Genomic DNA, 18,381 nt, shown 5'->3' with positions numbered 1-18,381 from the left:
GACACGAGTGGGTGCGGCAAAGCGGGCCGGTGAGATGACGACAGCAAGGACGATCGTATCGCAACCGCGCTTTGGCGGGTGCTTTTCCGAGCGAGTGCGTCCTTGATCAAGCCACGCTCGCGCCGGGGCGGCGGCCGCCCGACCATTGCCGATGTGGCGCGCAAGGCCGGCGTTGGCGCCATTACCGTGTCGCGGGCCTTGCGCGAGCCGGAGCGTGTCTCGGAAGAGCTGCGCCGCCAGATCCAGGCCGCCGTCGACGAACTCGGTTACGTGCCGGACCCGAATGCCCGGGCACTGGCCTCGGCGCGTGCCGAGGTGTTCGGCGTGCTGGTGCCGTCGCTCACCAACAACGTCTTTGCCGAGGTGGTGCGCGGCATCTATGACAGCCTGTCGGCCAGCCCGTTCCGCATCCAGCTCGGCAACACCCATTATTCCGGCCTCGAGGAAGAGCGGCTGCTGCAGCTGTTCGGTTCGCAGCGGCCGGCAGCGCTGATCGTCGCCGGCATCGACCAGACGCCAACCTCGCGAAAGCTGCTGGAAAGCGCCGGCTGCCCGGTGGTGCAGGTCATGGAAACCGGGCCCGATCCGGTCGACATGATGGTCGGCTTCTCGCATTTCGACGGCGGCAGGACGGCGACCGAACATCTGATCGAGGCAGGCTACCGCCGCATCGGTTTCATCGGCGCGCGCATGGACCCGCGCTCGCAGCGGCGCCTGGCAGGCTATCGCGCGGCGATGGAGGCTGCCGGCCTGTTCGACCCGCGCCTCGTCACCACCACGCCGGTGTTGTCCAGCGTGCCGCTCGGCCGCGAAATGCTGCGCGACGCGCTGGCCAAGGTGCCGACGCTCGACGGTGTCTTCTGCAACAATGACGACATCGCGCTGGGCGTGTTGTTCGAGTGCCATCGCGCCTCGATCGCGGTGCCGAAGACGATAGGCATTGTCGGCTTCAACGACCTTGACATGATGCAGGTGGCGTTCCCTTCGATCACCAGCATCCGCACCCACCGCTATGAAATCGGCCGGCGTGCGGTCGCCATGGCGCTGGCGGCAATCGCCGGCAACAGGCCGGAACAGCGGATCGTCGACCTCGGTTTCGAACTCAAGCGCCGCGAGAGCACCGCCCGTTGAAACACACAGAAGCGAGTGTGTAAAAGCCGGTTTACACAACGTCATGGTAGCGCTACCAATTGCCCATTGTAGAAACTCGCGGCGAAAGCCAGAGCTTGTTTATTATACATAAGCGACAGCTGATACTTGTTTATTATGTATAATATGATAGTTTTCGTCTTCGCTTGAGGGGCGACAAAGGAGGGGATCGGGTCGGCATTCGGCCACCTGAAAAGCGCGGCCGGCAAGGCGGGAGGTGCCTGGCCAGACGCGTGAATTGTACGTCAGCCAACAACAATCAGAACTGCAACTGGGAGGAATATCGATGATCAAGTCACTCGTGGGTGGCATCGTTGCCGCCACTGCATTCGTCATGCTCAACTCGGCCGCAATGGCCGCCGGCCCCGAAGTCGTGAAGGGACCAGCCGTCGAGGCGGACTGCTTCGCGCCCTGGGCCGCAGATACGCAGTTCTTCAAGTTTCCCAAAAAAGATGGTCCATACCGGATCGCGCTCGCCAATGGCTATATCGCCAACACCTGGCGTATCCAGATGATCCAGACCGCCAAGGCTTACGCAGCGCAAAAGGACGTCGCCGCCAAGCTGAAAGAATTCAAGGTTGTGTCGACCGGCGAGGACGTGCCGGCGCAGATTTCGGCGATCAACAACTTCATCGATTCCGGCTATGACGCCATTGTCGTCAACGCGCAGAACCCGACCGCTTTCGCTCCGGTCATCAAGCGCGCCAAGGAAGCCGGGGTCGTGCTGGTCGCCTTCGACAACATTCTCGATACCAAGGATGCCATCAACGTCAATGTCGATCAAAAGGGCCTCGGCGAACTTTGGGGCAAATGGCTGATCAGCCATATCCCCGATGGCGGCAAGATTCTTGAAGTGCGCGGCGTTGCCGGCACGTCGGTCGACACCGATCGTCACAATGGCATCCATGAGGCTCTCGACGCTTCAGGCAAGAAATGGGACGTCACCGAAGTCGCCGGCAAGTGGGACGATCCGACAGCGCAGAAGGTCACGGCTGACGCGATCGCCACCAATGGCCCGTTCGTCGGCATCACCGGCCAGGGTGGCGACACCGGCATCGTGCAGGCGATGATCGACGCCAAGCATCCGTTCGTACCGTTCGGCGGCGAAACAGAGAACGGCTTCCGCAAATTCTGCGCCGCCCATGCAGCGGACGGGCTGAAATGCTCGTCGGCCGGTACCGGCCCGGCCCAGGTGGCGGTTGCCATCAAGACGGCGATCTCAGCACTTGAAGGCAATGTCGTCCCGCAGTCGGTCAAGCTCCCGCTTGCGATCGTCGAGGATCCGAACTTCAAGGCAGGTCAGGATTTCTTCCCCGATCAGTCCGACAATTTCTTCGTCGGCAATTCCTTCCCGACCTGCGGCATCAATTTCACCGCGCAGGAAATCATGGGTCAGACCAAGGCGGACCAGTAGGCTGCACGTCCGGCGTCGCGGGATCTCCCGCGGCGCCGATGGCTTTCCACCTCAATCGCAAAACTGTCTCGGAGGGTCGATGGACGGTGCGGTTCCGCTCTTCCGGATGGAAGGCATATCCAAGCGCTATGGCGGCGTGCGGGCGCTGGAGAAGGCCGAGCTTTCGGTCGTATCCGGCAGCATCCACGCCATCCTCGGCGAAAACGGCGCCGGCAAATCGACGCTGATCAAGGTGATGGCGGGCGTCGTCGCGCCCGACGAAGGCCGCATGACACTAGATGGCCGCGAGGTGACGTTCGCTTCGCCGGCGGCTGCCAACCAGGCCGGCATCGTCTGCATCTTCCAGGAGCTGTCGCTGGTTCCCGAACTCAGCGTCGCCGATAACATCGTTATTTCCGACCCGCCGACGCGGTTCGGCATGATCGACCGCAAGGCACAGCGCCGCATCGCTGAAGAAGCGCTGGCGCGAGCGGGCGCCGCAGACATCCACCCGCTGGCGCTGGTCAAGGACCTGCCGCTGTCGCGCCGCCAGATGGTCGAGATCGCCAAGGCGCTGGCACGCAAGCCGCGCATCCTGATCCTCGACGAGGCGACCTCGGCGCTGACCGCGACCGATGTCGCCAAGATTTTCGGCGTGCTGAAGCGGCTGCGCTCGGAAGGGCTGGCACTGCTCTATATCTCGCATCGCATGAACGAGATCGCCGAACTGGCCGACCAGTGCACGGTGTTTCGCAACGGTCGCAATGTCGCGAGTTACGCGGCGGGCACAAAGAGCGACAATGAAGTCGTCGAACTGATGATCGGGCGCGAATACAGCCACATCTTTCCGCCGAAGCCGGTACGCGCTTCGGCTGCCGCCGTTCCGGTGTTGGAGGCACGGCAGCTTTCATGGACCGACCGGTTGGACAAAGTCTCGCTGACGGTTGGGGCAGGTGAGGTGGTCGGTCTTGGCGGTCTCGACGGTCAGGGCCAGCGCGAATTGCTGCTTGCCTTCTTCGGCGTGCTGCGCGGCCTGTCCGGTCAGATCCTGATCGACGGCAAGCCGGTCGCGATCGCCAGCCCTGCCGCTGCACGCCATGACGGGATCGGCATGGCGCTGATCCCGGAAGATCGCAAGACGGAAGGCTTGATGCTGCCGATGACGGTGCGCGAAAACCTCTCTTTCGCCGCCCTCGACCGGTTGTCAAAAGCCGGCATCATCGACCGCGCCGCCGAGCAGCGGCTGATCGACGACATGGTCGGCCTGTTGGCGATCAAGACGGCCGGTCTCGACATTCCGGTTGGGGCGCTGTCTGGCGGCAACCAGCAGAAGGTGGTCATCGCCAAATGGCTGATGCGCCAGCCGCGCATCATCCTGCTCAACGATCCGACACGTGGCATCGATGTCGGCACCAAGCAGGAACTCTATCAGCTGATGCGCAAGCTCGCCGACGCAGGTGCGGCGATCCTTTTCTATTCGACCGACTATGACGAATTGATCGGCTGCTGCGACCGCGTGCTGGTGCTCTATGACGGCGCGGTCAAGCGAGAGCTGGTCGGCGCCGAGATTACCGAGCGGGCGCTGATCGCCAGCGCGCTCAACATCCATGGCGAGGAGAGCCCTGTGAGCCTGGGAGCAAACGCGTGAAGGATTGGCGCTACTGGCTGGCCGAACAGCGCGGAACGCTGCTGGCGCTCGGCATCTTCATCGTCATGTTCGTGATCTACACCTCGAACCATCCGGCGGGCTTCACTGCCAATGTCGTGCAGACGGCCTCGAACAAGGGCGTGCTGCTGGCGTTCGTCGCGATGGCGCAGACGCTCGTGGTGATCACCGCCGGCATCGACCTTTCCGTCGGCATGATCTTCACCCTCACCAATTGCCTCGCCTCGTGGCTGGTGATTGGCACCGGCATCGAGACCGCCTTCGGGGTTATTGCTGTGCTCGGCACCGGGCTGCTGTGCGGCGCGATCAACGGCGCCATTGTGATTTATGGGCGGCTGCAACCGATCGTCGCCACCATCGCTACCGGCGCGGTCTACTTCGGCATCGCTCTGCTGCTTCGGCCGTTCCCCGGTGGCTCGGTCAACGAGGACCTCGCCGACGCGCTGACCGGGCGCCTGTTCGGCGTGGTGCCGGCCAGCCTGATCGTGCTGCTCGCCGTGGTGCTGATCGTCTGGGTGCCGTTCAGCCGCTCGGTACTCGGCCGTGCGGCTTACGCAGCCGGCTCGTCGGAGATGGCGGCCTATATGTCCGGCGTGCCGATCCGTCGTGGAAAATTCGCCGCCTACGCACTGGCCGGACTGCTTGCCGCGGTCGGCGGGCTGTTCCTGACCTTCTTCACCTATACGGGCGACGCGGCCTATGCCAGCGGCAACGCCTACACGCTGTTTTCGATTGCCGCCGTGGTGCTCGGCGGCGTCTCGCTGTTTGGCGGCAAGGGCAGCGTCATCGGGGCGATCTTCGGGGCGCTGGCTTTCCGCACCATCGGGGACCTGCTCTTCGTCTTCGATTTCGATCCGCTGTGGCAACCGTTGTTCCAGGGCGTTATCCTGCTGATCGCAGTCAGCCTCGGCGCTTTCGCCTTGTTCAGGGTCCGCAATCGGCTGGAGTGGTTCCTGTGAGCGAAACGACCATCGGTGGTATTGCCGGGCGCATGCCGAAATTCATCCGCCGCGCCGACCCGGCAGTGCTCACAGCCTTTGCCTGTATCGTGCTGCTGCTGTTCCTCGGCAGCCTCTATTCCAGAAGCTTCCTGTCGCCGGAATATCTGCTGCAGCAACTCAAGGTGGCTTCGTTTCTGGGCGTCATCGCCACCGGCATGATGCTTGTCATCCTGCTCGGCCAGATCGACCTGTCGGTGCCATGGTCGGTGGCAGTAGGCGCCATGATGGCCAGTGCGGTGGCCGCCTCCGGGCCAGCTGGCGTCGCGTTGGCTATCCCGTTCGGCATTTTCTGCGGCGTCGCAATCGGCATCGTCAACGGCATCGGTGTCGCCTATCTGCGCATCCCCTCGATGATCATCACGCTGGCCACCAACGCTGTCGCGCAAGGGCTGATGGTGGTCTACACCGGCGGCTTCTCGCCACAGGATTCGGCGACCGGCGCGATGCGCTACCTGGCGACCGGTTTTGCCATTCCCGGCGTACCCAACGCGTTCACCATCTGGGCGCTGATCGGCGCGGCGATGGTGTTCGTGCTGACCCGCACCAGCTTCGGCCGCGCCGTCTACGGCATCGGCAACCGCGAGCGCGCGGCCTATCTCTCCGGCATCGACACGCGGCGCGTGGTGATGATCGCCTTCGCCGTCTCCGGCGGGCTTTCGGCCTTCGGCGGCGTGCTTCTGGCCGGCTACGCCTCCAAGGCGGCGCAGTCGATGGGTGACGCCTATCTGTTGCCGTCGATCGCCGCGGTGGTGCTTGGCGGGACCTCGATCCTCGGCGGACGTGGGTCCTATCTCGGCACCGTTGCCGGCGTCATCCTGATCACGCTGCTGCAGTCCATTCTGTCGGTCATGCAGATGCCGGAGGCGGGGCGGCAGATCATCTATGGCGTCGTCATCGTCGCCATGCTGTTGCTCTACGGCCGCGCGCCGGCAAGCCGCTGACCGTGGACGAAAAGGCAGCAGAGGCGCCAACGGGCGCTCCCGGTTCGGTGCCGGCCATCGTGGTGATGGGCGTCGCCGGCTGCGGCAAGTCGGCCGTCGGCATTGCGCTGGCGGCGGCGCTGGGTGCCGTGTTCATCGAGGGCGACAAGCTGCATCCTCCCGAAAACGTCGCGCGCATGGCAAGCGGCGAGCCGCTCACCGACAAGCTGCGCGAAGGCTGGCTCGACGCGATCGGCGAGCGCATCGCGGCGTCGGTGGAGCAGGGACAAGGCGTGGTTGCCGCATGCTCGGCGCTGAAGCACAGCTATCGCGAGCGGCTGAGCGGCTTCTGCCCGGAGATCGTCTTCCTCTATCTGGAGATCGACCCTGCCACGGCCAAATGGCGTGTCGGCAGCCGCAAGGGCCATTTCATGCCGGCGAGCCTGGTCGACAGCCAGTTCGCCATCCTCGAGCCGCCGGCCGCGGACGAGCGGGCATCGACGCTCGACGCGACGCGCCCGCTCAGCGAACTCGTCGCTGCCGCGGTGCGCGGGATACGCGGGTCATGAGCGTGCGTTTCTGAAGCTAGATCTGCGACGTCAGTTCGACGGGAAAATCATCATTGTCGGCATCGCGCATGGCGGCGAGGCTGCGATTGTCCAGGACTTCGGCAATCGCCTGCCGCACCTCCAGCATCATATGCCGGACCTGGCAGGTCGCCTCGTCGCAGTCCTCGCAGCGCTGATACTGCGTGCGGCTGGCGCAGGGGATCGGCGCCAGCGGTCCGTCGAGCACGCGCACGACATGGCCGATCTTGATTTCGGAGGCCGGCCGGGCAAGGCGATAGCCGCCTTCCTTGCCCTTGCGGCTCTGGACGAAGCCGGCATTGCGCAATTCGCCCAGGATGGCATCGAGGAATTTCTTCGGAATGTTGTTGGCGACCGCGATGTCGTTGACGAAGGCCAATTGGCCGGCCGGCAGGCCGGACAGATGCACGAGGGCCTTGAGGCCGTATTTGCCTTTTTTTGTCAGCATGCCCAAGTCAACCCATAAAGCCCCAACCACTCGCATCTGGCGACTGTTTGTGTGCAAATAATGACGTTTTCGCTACGCGACGATGTTTCGCGAAAACTAGCCGCGCGGATGGCACATTAGGCACAAACGCGTTGATTCTTTGTAACGTTTTGCATGGATGACGCCGATAGAGCCTGTTCATCCTGATTTAATCGGGATGGGAGCTCTCCCTTGGCTTGAGCATGATCTCCAGCGAGAACCGGATTCCACGTTTCGGGATCATGCTTTGGTCCGCTGAAAACCGAGGTGCCGGTGCATGAAATGAAAAAAGCCGGCAAAGCGCCGGCTTTCTCGTTCACCTCGGAGTTGCTGCCGTCAGCGGCTGCCGTAGGTCTGGTCGAGCAGGCCGCCGGTGGCGAAATGCTCCTTCTGAACCTTGTCCCAGCCGCCGAAGACATCTTCCACCGTCAGCAGGCGCACATCGGGAAACTGCGCCTTGTATTTGGCGGCAACAGCCGCGTCGCGGACGCGGTTGCCGTTCTGGGCAAGGATATCCTGACCTTCAGGCGTGTAGAGGAAGTCGAGATAGGTCTTGGCCAGATCGCGCGTGCCATGCTCGTCGGCGACCTTGTCGACGATCGCAACCGGGAATTCGGCGAGCAGGCTGACCGAAGGCGTGACCTGCTCGAACTTGTCGTCGCCATACTCCTTGCGGATGCCGCGCGTTTCGGACTCGAAGGTGATCAGCACGTCGCCGATCTCGCGCTGCACGAAGGTGGTGGTCGCGGCGCGGCCGCCGGTGTCGAAGATCGGCACGTTGTTGAACAGCTTGGTGATGAATTCCTTCACCTTGGCGTCGTCGCCCTTGAAGGCTTCCTTGGCGTAGGCGGTGGCTGCCAGATAGGTGTAGCGCGCATTGCCCGAGGTTTTCGGGTTCGGGAAGATCACCTGGACGTCGTCGCGCACGAGATCGTTCCAGTCCTTGATGTGCTTGGGATTGCCGGCGCGCACCAGGAAGGACGGCAGCGAATAGAAGGGCGAGGCTTTGTCGGGGAAATCCTTCTGCCAGTCGGCCGAGACGAGGCCCTTCTTGACCAGGAATTCGATGTCGGTGACCTGGTTGAAAGTGACGACATCGGCGGCGAGGCCCTCGGCGATGGCGCGCGCCTGCGCCGAGGTGCCGGCATGCGACTGGTCGACGGTCACGCCCGGATGCCCCGCGATGAAGGCCTTGTTGACCTGGACGAACAGTTCGCGGCCGACATCATAGGAAGCGTTCAGCAGTCTGTCGGCCGACCAGGCTTGGGAGGATGCGAGGAACAGGCCGGCGACGGTGGCAACGCCAAGGAAAAATCGCTTCATGAAAACAGGGCTCCGATGCAATGCGTTTATGGTCGGACCATAGCCGTGGCGCATGGTGCGCGACGAGGCACGCACGGCGGCTCCGTGCCCTTGCCGCGAGAAAAGACGTCGCCAAAACGGCCGGCTGTTAGGATTTCCTTCCAGGCAAGGGTCTTTTCGACGCCACAGCCGGCACAATGGCGCCACGTACGCGCACAATCCTTCCCGAACCGACGGGCAGGCGGATGGATCAGGCGACCGGGAACAGCTTCCAGCGACCGGGGCGGAAGGCCACCCGGCTTTTCTGGGCCGCGGGGTGATCGACCGGCAGTTCGATTTCGACCCGCTGGCGCTCGCCACCGATTTCGAGTTCGACGCGCCTGGTGCCGGCGACGCGGCGGCTGGCGGCGACCGTACCGGCGATGCAGCCGCTGCAGCCGTCCAGCAATTCGACATCGTGCGGACGGAAGAACAGCGTCGCATCGCCCGAGGGCTCGTGGGGCGCGGAAAGTCCGATCGGACGGTCGGCGAGCCAGATCTCGCCATTCTCGACCTTGACGGGAAGCGAGCTCGATTCACCGATGAAGCCGTAGACGAAGGGCGAGTTCGGCGTGTCGTAGATGTCGTCGGCGGTGCCGACCTGCTCGATGCGGCCCTGGCTCATCACCACGACGCGGTCCGCAAGCTCCAGCGCCTCTTCCTGGTCGTGGGTGACGAAGACGGTGGTGTGGCCGGTGGCGTCATGGATTTCGCGCAGCCAGCGGCGCAATTCGCGGCGCACTTGTGCGTCGAGCGCGCCGAACGGCTCGTCGAGCAGCAGCACCTTGGGTTCGATCGCCATGGCGCGCGCCAGCGCCACGCGCTGGCGCTGGCCGCCGGATAGCTGTGCCGGATAACGCTTTTCCAGCCCCGAAAGCTGGACAAGATCGAGAAGCTCGGAGGCACGGCGGCGGATCTCCTGCGCCGGCGGGCGCGACGGCCCGTGCCGGACCTTGAGGCCGAAGCCGATATTGTCGGCCACCGTCATGTGCCGGAACAGCGCATAGTGCTGGAAGACGAAGCCGACATTGCGCTCCTGGATCGACCTCTGCGAGGCGTCCTCGTCGCCGAAGAAGATTTTTCCCCGTGTCGGCCGCTCCAGCCCGGCGATCAGCCTGAGCAGGGTCGTCTTGCCGGAACCGGACGGCCCCAGCAGGGCGATCAGTTCGCCCGACTTGATATCGAGCGACACGTCGTGCAGCGCCGGAAACCGGTCAAACTCCTTGCGCACGTTGGCAACGCGAACTTCCATGCAAATCCCTCTGTCAGTGTCCGCGCGTCGCGGCAATCTCGGCGCCGTAGCGCATCTCGAGAAGTGTTTTCAAGACCAGCGTGACGAGCGCGAGGCCCGCAAGCAATGAAGCGACGGCAAAGGCGCCGACGGCGTTGTACTCGTTATAGAGGATTTCGACATGCAGCGGCATGGTGTTGGTCAGGCCGCGTATGTGGCCCGACACCACCGAAACCGCGCCGAACTCGCCCATGGCACGTGCGTTGCACAGAAGCACGCCATAGAGCAGCCCCCATTTGACGTTGGGCAAGGTCACATACCAGAAGGTCTGCCAGCCATTGGCGCCGAGCGACAGGGCTGCCTCCTCGTCGCCATTGCCCTGTTCCTGCATCAGAGGGATCAGTTCGCGGGCAACGAAGGGGAAGGTGACGAAGACGGTGGCCAGCACGATGCCGGGCACGGCAAACAGGATGACGATGCCATGTGCCTTCAGCCAGCCGCCGAGCAGCCCCTGGGCGCCGAACAGAAGCACATAGACCAGGCCTGATATGACCGGCGAGACCGAGAAGGGCAGGTCGATCAGTGTGGTCAGGAAGGCCTTGCCCTTGAACTCGAACTTGGCGATCGCCCAGGCGGCGGAGATGCCGAAGACGATGTTGAGCGGCACCGAGATCGCTGCGACAAGCAGGGTCAGCCGGATCGCCGAGCGCGTGTCGGAATCGCTCAGCGATTGGGTGTAGGCGCCGACGCCTTTCGCCAGCGCTTCGTGGAAGACGATGATCAGCGGCAGGAGCAGAAAGATGCCGAGGAAGGCGAAGGCAACGGCCATCAGCGCCACGCGCGCCGGGCGGCTTTCCGTGACCGCCGCCGACTGGCTCTCGTGGTGCGGTTCGTAGGATTTGATCTCGGGATCAGCCATAGCGCTTGCGGCTCCATGTCTGCACGAGATTGACCACCAGCAGCATGACGAACGACAGAGCGAGCATGATCGCCGCGATCGCGGTCGCCGCCGGGTAATTGTATTCCTCCAGCCGGATGACGATCAGCAGCGGCGCGATCTCGGATTTATAGGGCAAATTGCCGGCGATGAAGATGACCGAGCCGTATTCGCCGACACCGCGCGCGAAGGCCAGCGAAAAGCCTGTGATGATGGCCGGCGCCAGCCCCGGAAACAGGATGCGGGTGATGATCTGGAAGCGGCTCGCGCCGAGCGTTGCGGCGGCTTCTTCCACTTCCTTGTCGATCTCCTCCATGATCGGCTGCACGGTGCGCACGACGAAGGGCAGGCCGATGAAGACCAGTGCAATGACGATGCCGAGCGGCGTGTAGGCGACCTTGATGCCGAGCGGCATCAGCAATTTGCCGATCCAGCCGTTCGGCGCGTAGAGCGTGGTCAGCGCGATGCCGGCCACCGCTGTCGGCAGCGCGAAGGGCAGGTCGACCATGGCATCGACGATGCGGCGGCCGGGAAAGCGGTAGCGGACCAGCACCCAGGCGACCAGCGTGCCGAACACGACGTTGACGCCAGCCGCGATGAAGGCGGTGCCGAAGCTGATTTCAAGCGCGTTGATGGTGCGGCGATCGGTGGCGATGGCCCAGAATTCAGGCCAGCCAAGGGCGGCCGAGCGCCAGAGCAGCCCGGACAGCGGGATGAGGATGATGAGGGTGAGGTAGGCAAGCGAGAAGCCGAGCGTCAGTCCGAAACCCGGAATGACACTCGGCTGCCTGAATCGCCACCCCGCCTGCGCGGGTGCTGTGGTCATATCGTCCTGATCTAGATCTAGCTCACTGGGCCGGCTTGTAGATCTGGTCGAATATACCACCGTCGCCGAAATGATAAGGCTGTGCTTTCTTCCAGCCGCCAAAAAGCGGATCGTCGATGGAGATCAGCTTGATTTCAGGTGTTTTGGGGAGGTCCTCCGGCGCCACAAGGTCGGGCTTGGCCGGACGATAGTGGTTCTTGGCGATGATCGTCTGCCCTTCCTTGGAATAGAGCCAGCCCAGATAGGCTTCGGCGACCTTGCGCGTGCCCTTGGCGTCGACATTGGCGTCGACAATCGCCACCGGCGGCTCGGCCAGGATCGATGTCGGCGGGTAGACGATCTCGAAATTGTCGGCGCCGAATTCGTTGAGTGCCAGATAGGCATCGTTTTCCCAGCCGATCAGCACGTCGCCGATGCCCTTTTGCGCGAAGGTCACGGTCGAGCCGCGCGCACCGGTGTCGAGCACCGGGGCATTGGCGTAGAGCTTGCCGACGAACTCCTTGGTCTTGGCCTCGTCGCCGCCATCATTGGCGTTGGCGTAGGCCCAGGCGGCGAGATAGTTCCAGCGTGCGCCGCCGGATGTCTTGGGATTGGGCGTGATCACCTGGGTGCCGTCCTTGACCAGGTCGTTCCAGTCGTGAATGCCCTTGGGATTGCCCTTGCGGACGAGAAAGATGATGGTCGAGGTGTAAGGCGCTGAATTGTTTTCGAATTTGGTGCGCCAGTCGGGATTGATCTTCTTCGATTTCGAGACAATGGCGTTGATGTCGCCTTCGAGCGCCAGCGTCACCACATCGGCGTCGAGACCGTCGATCACGGCGCGGGCCTGGGCGCCCGATCCGCCATGCGACTGCTGGATGGTGACCGTCTCGCCGGTCTCGGCCTTCCAATGTGCCGCGAAAGCTTCGTCATAGGCCTTGTAGAGCTCGCGTGTCGGATCATAGGACACGTTGAGAATGGTGGTATCGGCAAACGCGAAACCGAGCGTGCCGAACTGGACAGATGTGGCGACCAGTGCGCCGAGCAGTTTCCTGAAATGAGGTTTGGTCATTTCTGCCTCCGTTGAACCGGCGCCAAATCTACCGAATTGATAGAAATTAGATGCATTCAATGTTGCCTTTTTTGCCCCCTTGAAGAAAATTCTCGACGATATTTCGGTGTGTGGAGAAATTTCTTCCTCATGGCCGCACGGAGCCAACTCCGAGCCTGCCTGACGTTTCATCTAGGCTTTGGACCGGCCGGGACAAGGACTTCGCCGGTGAGGGGCGATTCGCTCAGCCTTCGCTGTCTATGGTGATCAGCGAGGCGATGTTCGGGCTGTTGAGCGGCACTGACGACGGGCAGCGACAGCCCGGAATGACGGCGATGTCGAACAGCTCGGTGATGTGCCCCTTCAACTCGATCCACTCGGCTATGCCGCCGGTATGCAGGTCGATGATGTAGAGGGCGCAGCGCGGCTCGGCGTCGCGCGTCTGCAGATTGTCCTGCAGCGGCAGGTCCTTGAACAGGCCGTCGCGGGGCAGCGAGGTGGTGACGATGGCAAAGCGGCCATGAAAGCTCAGGCCGCGCAGGAAGCCGGGGCAGAAGGCGATGTTCTGCTTTTCCTGCGTGCCGGGATCGATGCGGACCAGGAAGCCGCGGCCGGAATCGAGCACCCACAGCGCGCCGTCATGGACGCGCGGCGAATGCGGCATCGACAAATCGTCGACCACCACTCTGTCCTCGGTGATGTCGATGATCATGCCGCCCTCCCAGCGGCGGTCGCGCCAGCCGCCGACCGAGTCCGACCGGCTGATCGCGCTGACATAGCGGGCCCGCCCGTTCTGCATGGCGAGGCCGTTGAGGTGGCAGCGGTCCTCCGGCACCAGCTTGCTGATGAAGGACGGCTTCCACAGCAGCCGGAAGGAGTGCGTCGGGCTCAGTGTCGCCAGGCATGAGAACTTGGTGTTGATGAAGACGATCTGCCCGTCTTCCCGGACTGCCAGTTCATGGATGTCGAGGTCGCCGGTGTAGGAGGCAGCGCGCGGCATATACATGCGGTCGTAGACGGCGTTGGCGACCTGATCGGGTCCGAGGATGTTTTCCAGCCGCCACACCGCCGTGTCGGAGGCAAGGATGATGCGCTGGCCGGCCACGGTCACGCCCATGGCCCTAGTGAAACTGGTCTGGTGGATCGACGCCTTCCTGTCGCCGGTGAGGCCGACCAGGAACAACTGCCCGGTCTGGTAGGACGTGAAGGCCAGCGAGCATTGCGCCGTCTCCATCCAGTTGATGAAGCCGCGCGACAGCGAGACGTTGGTCTGCTGTTCAACCGGGCTGGCAGGCGGGGCTTCCGGCGGTTTCGCCGTGGCTTCGTCGGTGGCCTTGGATGTGCTCACGCTCGCTCCATGGGTGGACCCATTCATGACTACGCCGGCCGCGAGGGCCGGCGCAAGAAGTTCAGATGCAATCCGCTGGACTACCAGCCGTAGCGGAGTGCCGCGCCGATGGAGCCGGCGCTGTAATCGTTGCCGAAGCGGACGCTGCTGCGGACCACCCCGGACCAGTTGCTGGCGCTGGCCACGTTCACGCCGACGCCGATCTCACCGAATGTGCCGTTGCCGGCGCTGTCGGTGGCCGAGAAGGCGCTGCCGGGGAAGGCGATGTTGACGGCATTGTCGCTGCCGAAGTGGTTCCAGACACTCAGCGTCAGGTCGGGGCTGACGGTCATGCCGTTCATCCGCATGTCGGTGCCGATGCGCACGCCGATCTTGGCGCGGCCGCTGCTGCCGTTCTGGAAGTCGACGTCGCCGCCGAACAGCGAGACCGAATCCATGTTGGTGTGAACCCATTCCAGGCTGGCTTGCGGCTCGACGAAGCCCCGGCCGATGGCGACGCGGTAGCCTGCGTCGAGCCGCGCGCCGATGTTGGTGGCGTTGGTGCTCGCCTTGCCGCCGACGTCGTTGATGTCGACATCGAGAAAGTCTGCCTTGACGAGGCCGTCGAGGTAGAAGCCGCCGTTCAGATAGGTGGCATAGGCGCCGACCGTGCCGCCCTTGTAGTTCCAGCGGTCGTCGGTGGCGGTGAAGTCGAGCCTGGAGGTGACATAGCCGCCCATGACGCCGAACAGCATGTCGCCGCCGGCGACACCTTCGAGCCCCATGTCGATGCCGCCGAGGAAAGCGCCGGTGCGCTGCTTGCGGTCGAGATCGAGCGTCTCGGTCAGCGCCGAGACCGGATCGGAGTAGGTTACGCTGCTGTCGCGGTTCGACCAGTCGCCGGACGCCCGCGCCCAGAGACCGCCCATGCGCGCGGCGAGCTTGGATTCGGGCATATCCGCATTATGGACACCGCTTTCCTGCGTGCGCAGATCCGCCATGCGATCCTGCCAGAAGCCGGTCGTGTCCAGCCACACATCCTGTGCGCCGGTCACGCCGGCAGGCAGTTCGAAACCCGCATTGCCAAGGCCGACGGAACGCAGGCCGTGCGTGTTGCCCTGCAGGAACAGGCCATAGGTGAAGAAGCCGGCATTGACGGGACCAGCCAGATCGAAATCGCTGTCGGCGGTCGTTCCGGTCACCGTGACCACGGGGATGAAGACCACCGGCACGCCGGTGCCAACGACATTGACGAGCAACTCGGTATGACCGGAAGCATTGCCGCCGATCGTCAGCGTATCGGCGACACCGGTGGCAAAGTGGACGTCGACACCGAGCCTGGAGTTGCCCTGTCCGGTGAAGTTGCCGCTCGTTGTCAGCCTGTCGCCGGCCACGCCATCGATCATCGTTGTCAGGCCGGCTCCGGAGCCGAGGCTGCCGTTGACGAAGTTTTCGAGACCGAGCAGGCTGACTGTATTTGGCGAGGAACCGAAATAGCTGCCCGATGCGTAAAGGGTGCCGCCGTTGTTGAGCGTATCGGCTCCGGCGCCGAACTTGCTGTCGGTGAATGCCCTGAAGACACCGTTGCCATTGATGTTCATGACATTTTCGGCGTCGCTCAATTCGACCCGGCCAATGATCACGCCATCATTGTTTATGGCGGCCGGTCCGGCGGTCGATTTGATGGCCAGGTTGTTCCCGGCACTGAGGGAACCGGAAGGATCGATATTGATCGTCGATCCCGCCGCCGAATCGGCCAGGATGCCGCCGAGAGCGCCATGGATGCTGGTGCCGGCATTGATGACGACGGCGCTCGACGCTCCGTTTGCATCGGCACTCACGCCAAAGCCGCCGGCACCGGCAACGTTTCCGCTCGTCGTGATCGTGATGTCGCTGTTGGCTCCGGCAGTGAATGCCGAAATAGCCGCATTGCCGTTCAGGGAACTTACAGAGGCATTGTTGGTGATGGTGACATTGCTGTCGTCGCCGTTCGACTTGGCGTAGATGCTGTCGCTGGTCGAGACGATCGCGCCGCTGTTGGTGACGGTGACCGTGCCGTTGGAGCCATATGTATAGGCGCCGATGCCCTTTGCGCCCGCATTGATCGTGGCGGCATTGGTGACTTCGACCGTGCCGCCGTCGCTGGGGTTGGCGGAAGCGGCGGCCTGGCTGCCCGCCTCGGCAAAGATGCCGAATGCATCGCTGCTGGTGGTGGTGATCGTGCCGCCCACCTTGTTGTTGACGACGACGCTGCCGTTGGAGCCGCCATAGTAGTTGGCGATCGCCCAAATGCCGGCCGCGTTGGCGCCGACCGTGTGGATGGCACCGCTGTTGGTGACACTGATCTGGCTGTTGTCGCCATCGACATCGGCGAAGATGCCGGACGAGGCACCGAAGGTCGAAGTGCTGGCGCCGGTTTTGATATCACCGCTGTTGTCGACACTCACCATGCCGCCGGTGCCGGCCGCGCGGGCGAAGATGCCGACGGAATCGGCGCCTGTGGCTATGGAAGCTGTGTTCGTGACCGAGACTTGCGGGTTGGGATCCGCACACAGACACGCTTCGTTGGTAGCCTCGATGCCGATGGAATTGGCGCCACCAGCCGTGGTGTCGATGGCACCGCTGTTGGTGACGCTGATGATCGAGTCGCCGCCATTGGCCACGGCCAGGATGCCGCTGGACCCACTGTCTCCGCCAGTGCCGGAGGTGATGGCGGCCTTGTTGGTGATGGTTATGCCGCCACCGCTGCCGTAGTTGATGGCGCCGATGCCCATGTAGCCTGAGTTGATTGTGGCGGCATTGGTGATCTCGATTGTGCTGGCACCGTCCGGGCCGATACTGCCTGCGAAGATGCCGGCCGCATGGCTGCCGGTGGCGGTGATCGTGCCGCCTGCCTTGTTGTCGATGACGATGCTGGCATCGGAACCGGCATAGTAATTGACGGCTCCAATGCCGATAGCGTCGGCGCCGACCGTGCTGATCGAACCGTTGTTGGCGATGTTGACCTGGCTGTCATCGCCGGCGACGGCGGCCAAGATGCCGAACGAATTGCCCCCCGAGGTGCTGGGTCCGGTCTGGATGTTGCCGCTGTTGTCGATCGTCACCACGGCGCCATCGCCGAACGAGCGGGCGAGGATGCCAGCCGAATCGACTCCGGTGGTGATGTCGGCCGTGTTGGTGATCAAGATGTGCGTGTTGGAACCCGCACACTGACACGGTGTGTTGATGGCCTCGATGCCGACGGAATAGGCGCCGCCGGCAGTGGTGTCGATGGCGCCGCTGTTGGTGATGCTGATGGTCGAGTCGTCGCCATAGCCCACCGCCTTGATGCCATCGGACCCGTCATGCCCGGCGGTACCGGAGGTGATGGCGGCCTTGTTGGTGATGGCGATGTCGCCGCCGCTGCCATAGGCGAAGCCGGCAATGCCTATATAGCCGGCGCTGACGGTGGCAGCGTTTGTGATGGTCACCGCACCGCCGTCGTCCGGTGCGATGCCGCCGGCCTGGGCAAAGATGCCATAAGCGCCCGCGCCCGTCGTGGTGATGGTGCCGGCTGCCTTGTTGTCGATGACGATGCTGCCGTTGTCGCCATTGTAATAGTTGGCGATCGCCGAGATGCCCGCTGCACTGGCACCGATCGTGCTGATCGCGCCACTGTTGGTAATGTTGATCTGGCTGTCGTCGCCACCGACATCGGCGAAGATGCCGGACGATGTGCCGCTCGGGGCGGCGCTGGCGCCGGTCTGTATGGCACCGCTGTTGTCGATCGTCACGATGTTGTTGGAACCGTAGCTGGCCTTGGCAAAGATGCCTTCGGCGTTGGGGCCAGCGTTCAGGTTGCCCGAATTGGTGATGGTGATGTGCGTGTCGCTGCTGAACACGGTGCCATTCGTGGCGGCGTCGGTCGCCTTGATGCTGTCGCTGTACGAATTGATGGTGCCGGTGTTGTTGATGGTGATGTCGGCGCCGATGCCGTTGGTGCCGGCATAGATGCCGCGCGCCCCGGTCGACTGCGAGAAGGATGGACCTGGAATGAGGGAGGTCGAAGTCGTCGTCAGCAGCCCGCTGTTGGTGATGTCGATTGTGTTGCCGTCGCCGGTCGTCACAATACCGATGGCGTTGTCGCCAGCCACGGTTGCCGTGCGTGCGACGGTGTTGATGCAGGAGATCGGCGTTGCCGCACCAGTGACCGTGATCGGCGAGGGCGAGGGTGGCTGCGTGCAGTTCGCGGCGAAGGATGGGGAGGCGGAGAACGCGATCAGCGTCGAGCCGAGCGCCGTGCCCAAAAGCAGCAGGCGGCGACGCTTTGGACATAGTTGAACAACGTCACGCGCGAACGCGACGTCAAAACCCGACGTAAAGCCCATTGGAAGCCCTCCAGCGGCCATGCGTATCCCGGCGGAAGAGAATTGCAATCGAGTCAGCCCGAATTCGGGACAAATACTGGTGACCGGCAATTTATGTTGTAATTATACAACAACTTGCTGAAGTGCCGGGTCGCCGCATA

At 63.4% G+C, this 18,381-nt stretch carries 14 protein-coding genes; 6 read left to right on the top strand and 8 right to left on the bottom strand.

What is annotated here, in order from left to right; genetic code table 11:
- The first annotated feature begins 102 nt into the window (after positions 1–102).
- The 6 genes from gntR (at position 103) to ACFSOZ_RS28745 (ending at position 6,698) form a co-directional block, all read left to right on the top strand.
- Positions 103–1,131, top strand: a complete 1,029-nt coding sequence (gntR, locus tag ACFSOZ_RS28770; RefSeq protein ID WP_379103617.1) for an HTH-type transcriptional regulator GntR — start codon at positions 103–105, stop codon at positions 1,129–1,131.
- Between the two features lie 304 nt (positions 1,132–1,435).
- The gene (locus ACFSOZ_RS28765) at positions 1,436–2,563 is read left to right on the top strand and encodes a sugar ABC transporter substrate-binding protein (protein WP_379103615.1); all 1,128 of its coding nucleotides are present in this window, start codon (positions 1,436–1,438) and stop codon (positions 2,561–2,563) included.
- Positions 2,564–2,642: 79 nt separating this feature from the next.
- Positions 2,643–4,190 carry a sugar ABC transporter ATP-binding protein gene (locus tag ACFSOZ_RS28760; protein ID WP_379103613.1) on the top strand — a complete coding sequence of 516 codons (1,548 nt, stop codon included), beginning with the start codon at positions 2,643–2,645 and terminating at the stop codon, positions 4,188–4,190.
- On the top strand, positions 4,187–5,167 hold the full coding sequence (locus ACFSOZ_RS28755; RefSeq protein ID WP_379103611.1) for an ABC transporter permease: 981 nt from the start codon (positions 4,187–4,189) through the stop codon (positions 5,165–5,167). The genes ACFSOZ_RS28760 and ACFSOZ_RS28755 overlap by 4 nt, the downstream gene beginning before the upstream one ends.
- Positions 5,164–6,150 carry an ABC transporter permease gene (locus ACFSOZ_RS28750; protein WP_379103609.1) on the top strand — a complete coding sequence of 329 codons (987 nt, stop codon included), beginning with the start codon at positions 5,164–5,166 and terminating at the stop codon, positions 6,148–6,150. The genes ACFSOZ_RS28755 and ACFSOZ_RS28750 overlap by 4 nt, the downstream gene beginning before the upstream one ends.
- Before the next feature lie 2 nt (positions 6,151–6,152).
- Positions 6,153–6,698, top strand: a complete 546-nt coding sequence (locus ACFSOZ_RS28745) for a gluconokinase (RefSeq protein WP_379103607.1) — start codon at positions 6,153–6,155, stop codon at positions 6,696–6,698.
- Between the two features lie 16 nt (positions 6,699–6,714).
- Here ACFSOZ_RS28745 and ACFSOZ_RS28740 read toward each other — a convergent pair whose 3' ends face one another.
- From ACFSOZ_RS28740 to ACFSOZ_RS28705, 8 genes are all read right to left on the bottom strand, one after another.
- Positions 6,715–7,164, bottom strand: a complete 450-nt coding sequence (locus ACFSOZ_RS28740; protein ID WP_013530871.1) for an RrF2 family transcriptional regulator — start codon at positions 7,162–7,164, stop codon at positions 6,715–6,717.
- 354 nt (positions 7,165–7,518) lie between these two features.
- Positions 7,519–8,505 carry a sulfate ABC transporter substrate-binding protein gene (locus ACFSOZ_RS28735; RefSeq protein ID WP_379103606.1) on the bottom strand — a complete coding sequence of 329 codons (987 nt, stop codon included), beginning with the start codon at positions 8,503–8,505 and terminating at the stop codon, positions 7,519–7,521.
- Positions 8,506–8,734: 229 nt separating this feature from the next.
- On the bottom strand, positions 8,735–9,775 hold the full coding sequence (locus tag ACFSOZ_RS28730) for a sulfate/molybdate ABC transporter ATP-binding protein (protein WP_379103604.1): 1,041 nt from the start codon (positions 9,773–9,775) through the stop codon (positions 8,735–8,737).
- Positions 9,776–9,788: 13 nt separating this feature from the next.
- On the bottom strand, positions 9,789–10,673 hold the full coding sequence (gene cysW, locus ACFSOZ_RS28725) for a sulfate ABC transporter permease subunit CysW (protein WP_379103602.1): 885 nt from the start codon (positions 10,671–10,673) through the stop codon (positions 9,789–9,791).
- Positions 10,666–11,517, bottom strand: coding sequence for a sulfate ABC transporter permease subunit CysT (gene cysT, locus ACFSOZ_RS28720; protein ID WP_379103600.1), 852 nt, complete (start codon positions 11,515–11,517; stop codon positions 10,666–10,668). The genes cysW and cysT overlap by 8 nt, the downstream gene beginning before the upstream one ends.
- Positions 11,518–11,539: 22 nt before the next feature.
- The gene (locus tag ACFSOZ_RS28715; protein WP_379103598.1) at positions 11,540–12,568 is read right to left on the bottom strand and encodes a sulfate ABC transporter substrate-binding protein; all 1,029 of its coding nucleotides are present in this window, start codon (positions 12,566–12,568) and stop codon (positions 11,540–11,542) included.
- Between the two features lie 223 nt (positions 12,569–12,791).
- A complete protein-coding gene (locus ACFSOZ_RS28710) occupies positions 12,792–13,895 on the bottom strand; it encodes a TIGR03032 family protein (protein WP_379103595.1) in 1,104 nt (367 codons plus the stop codon).
- 80 nt (positions 13,896–13,975) lie between these two features.
- Positions 13,976–18,241, bottom strand: a complete 4,266-nt coding sequence (locus tag ACFSOZ_RS28705) for a beta strand repeat-containing protein (RefSeq protein WP_379103593.1) — start codon at positions 18,239–18,241, stop codon at positions 13,976–13,978.
- Between the last annotated feature and the right edge of the window lie 140 nt (positions 18,242–18,381).

The organism is Mesorhizobium newzealandense, assembly GCF_042682145.1.
Taxonomy (GTDB): domain Bacteria; phylum Pseudomonadota; class Alphaproteobacteria; order Rhizobiales; family Rhizobiaceae; genus Mesorhizobium; species Mesorhizobium newzealandense.
This window is presented reverse-complemented; position numbering and strand designations above follow the sequence as displayed.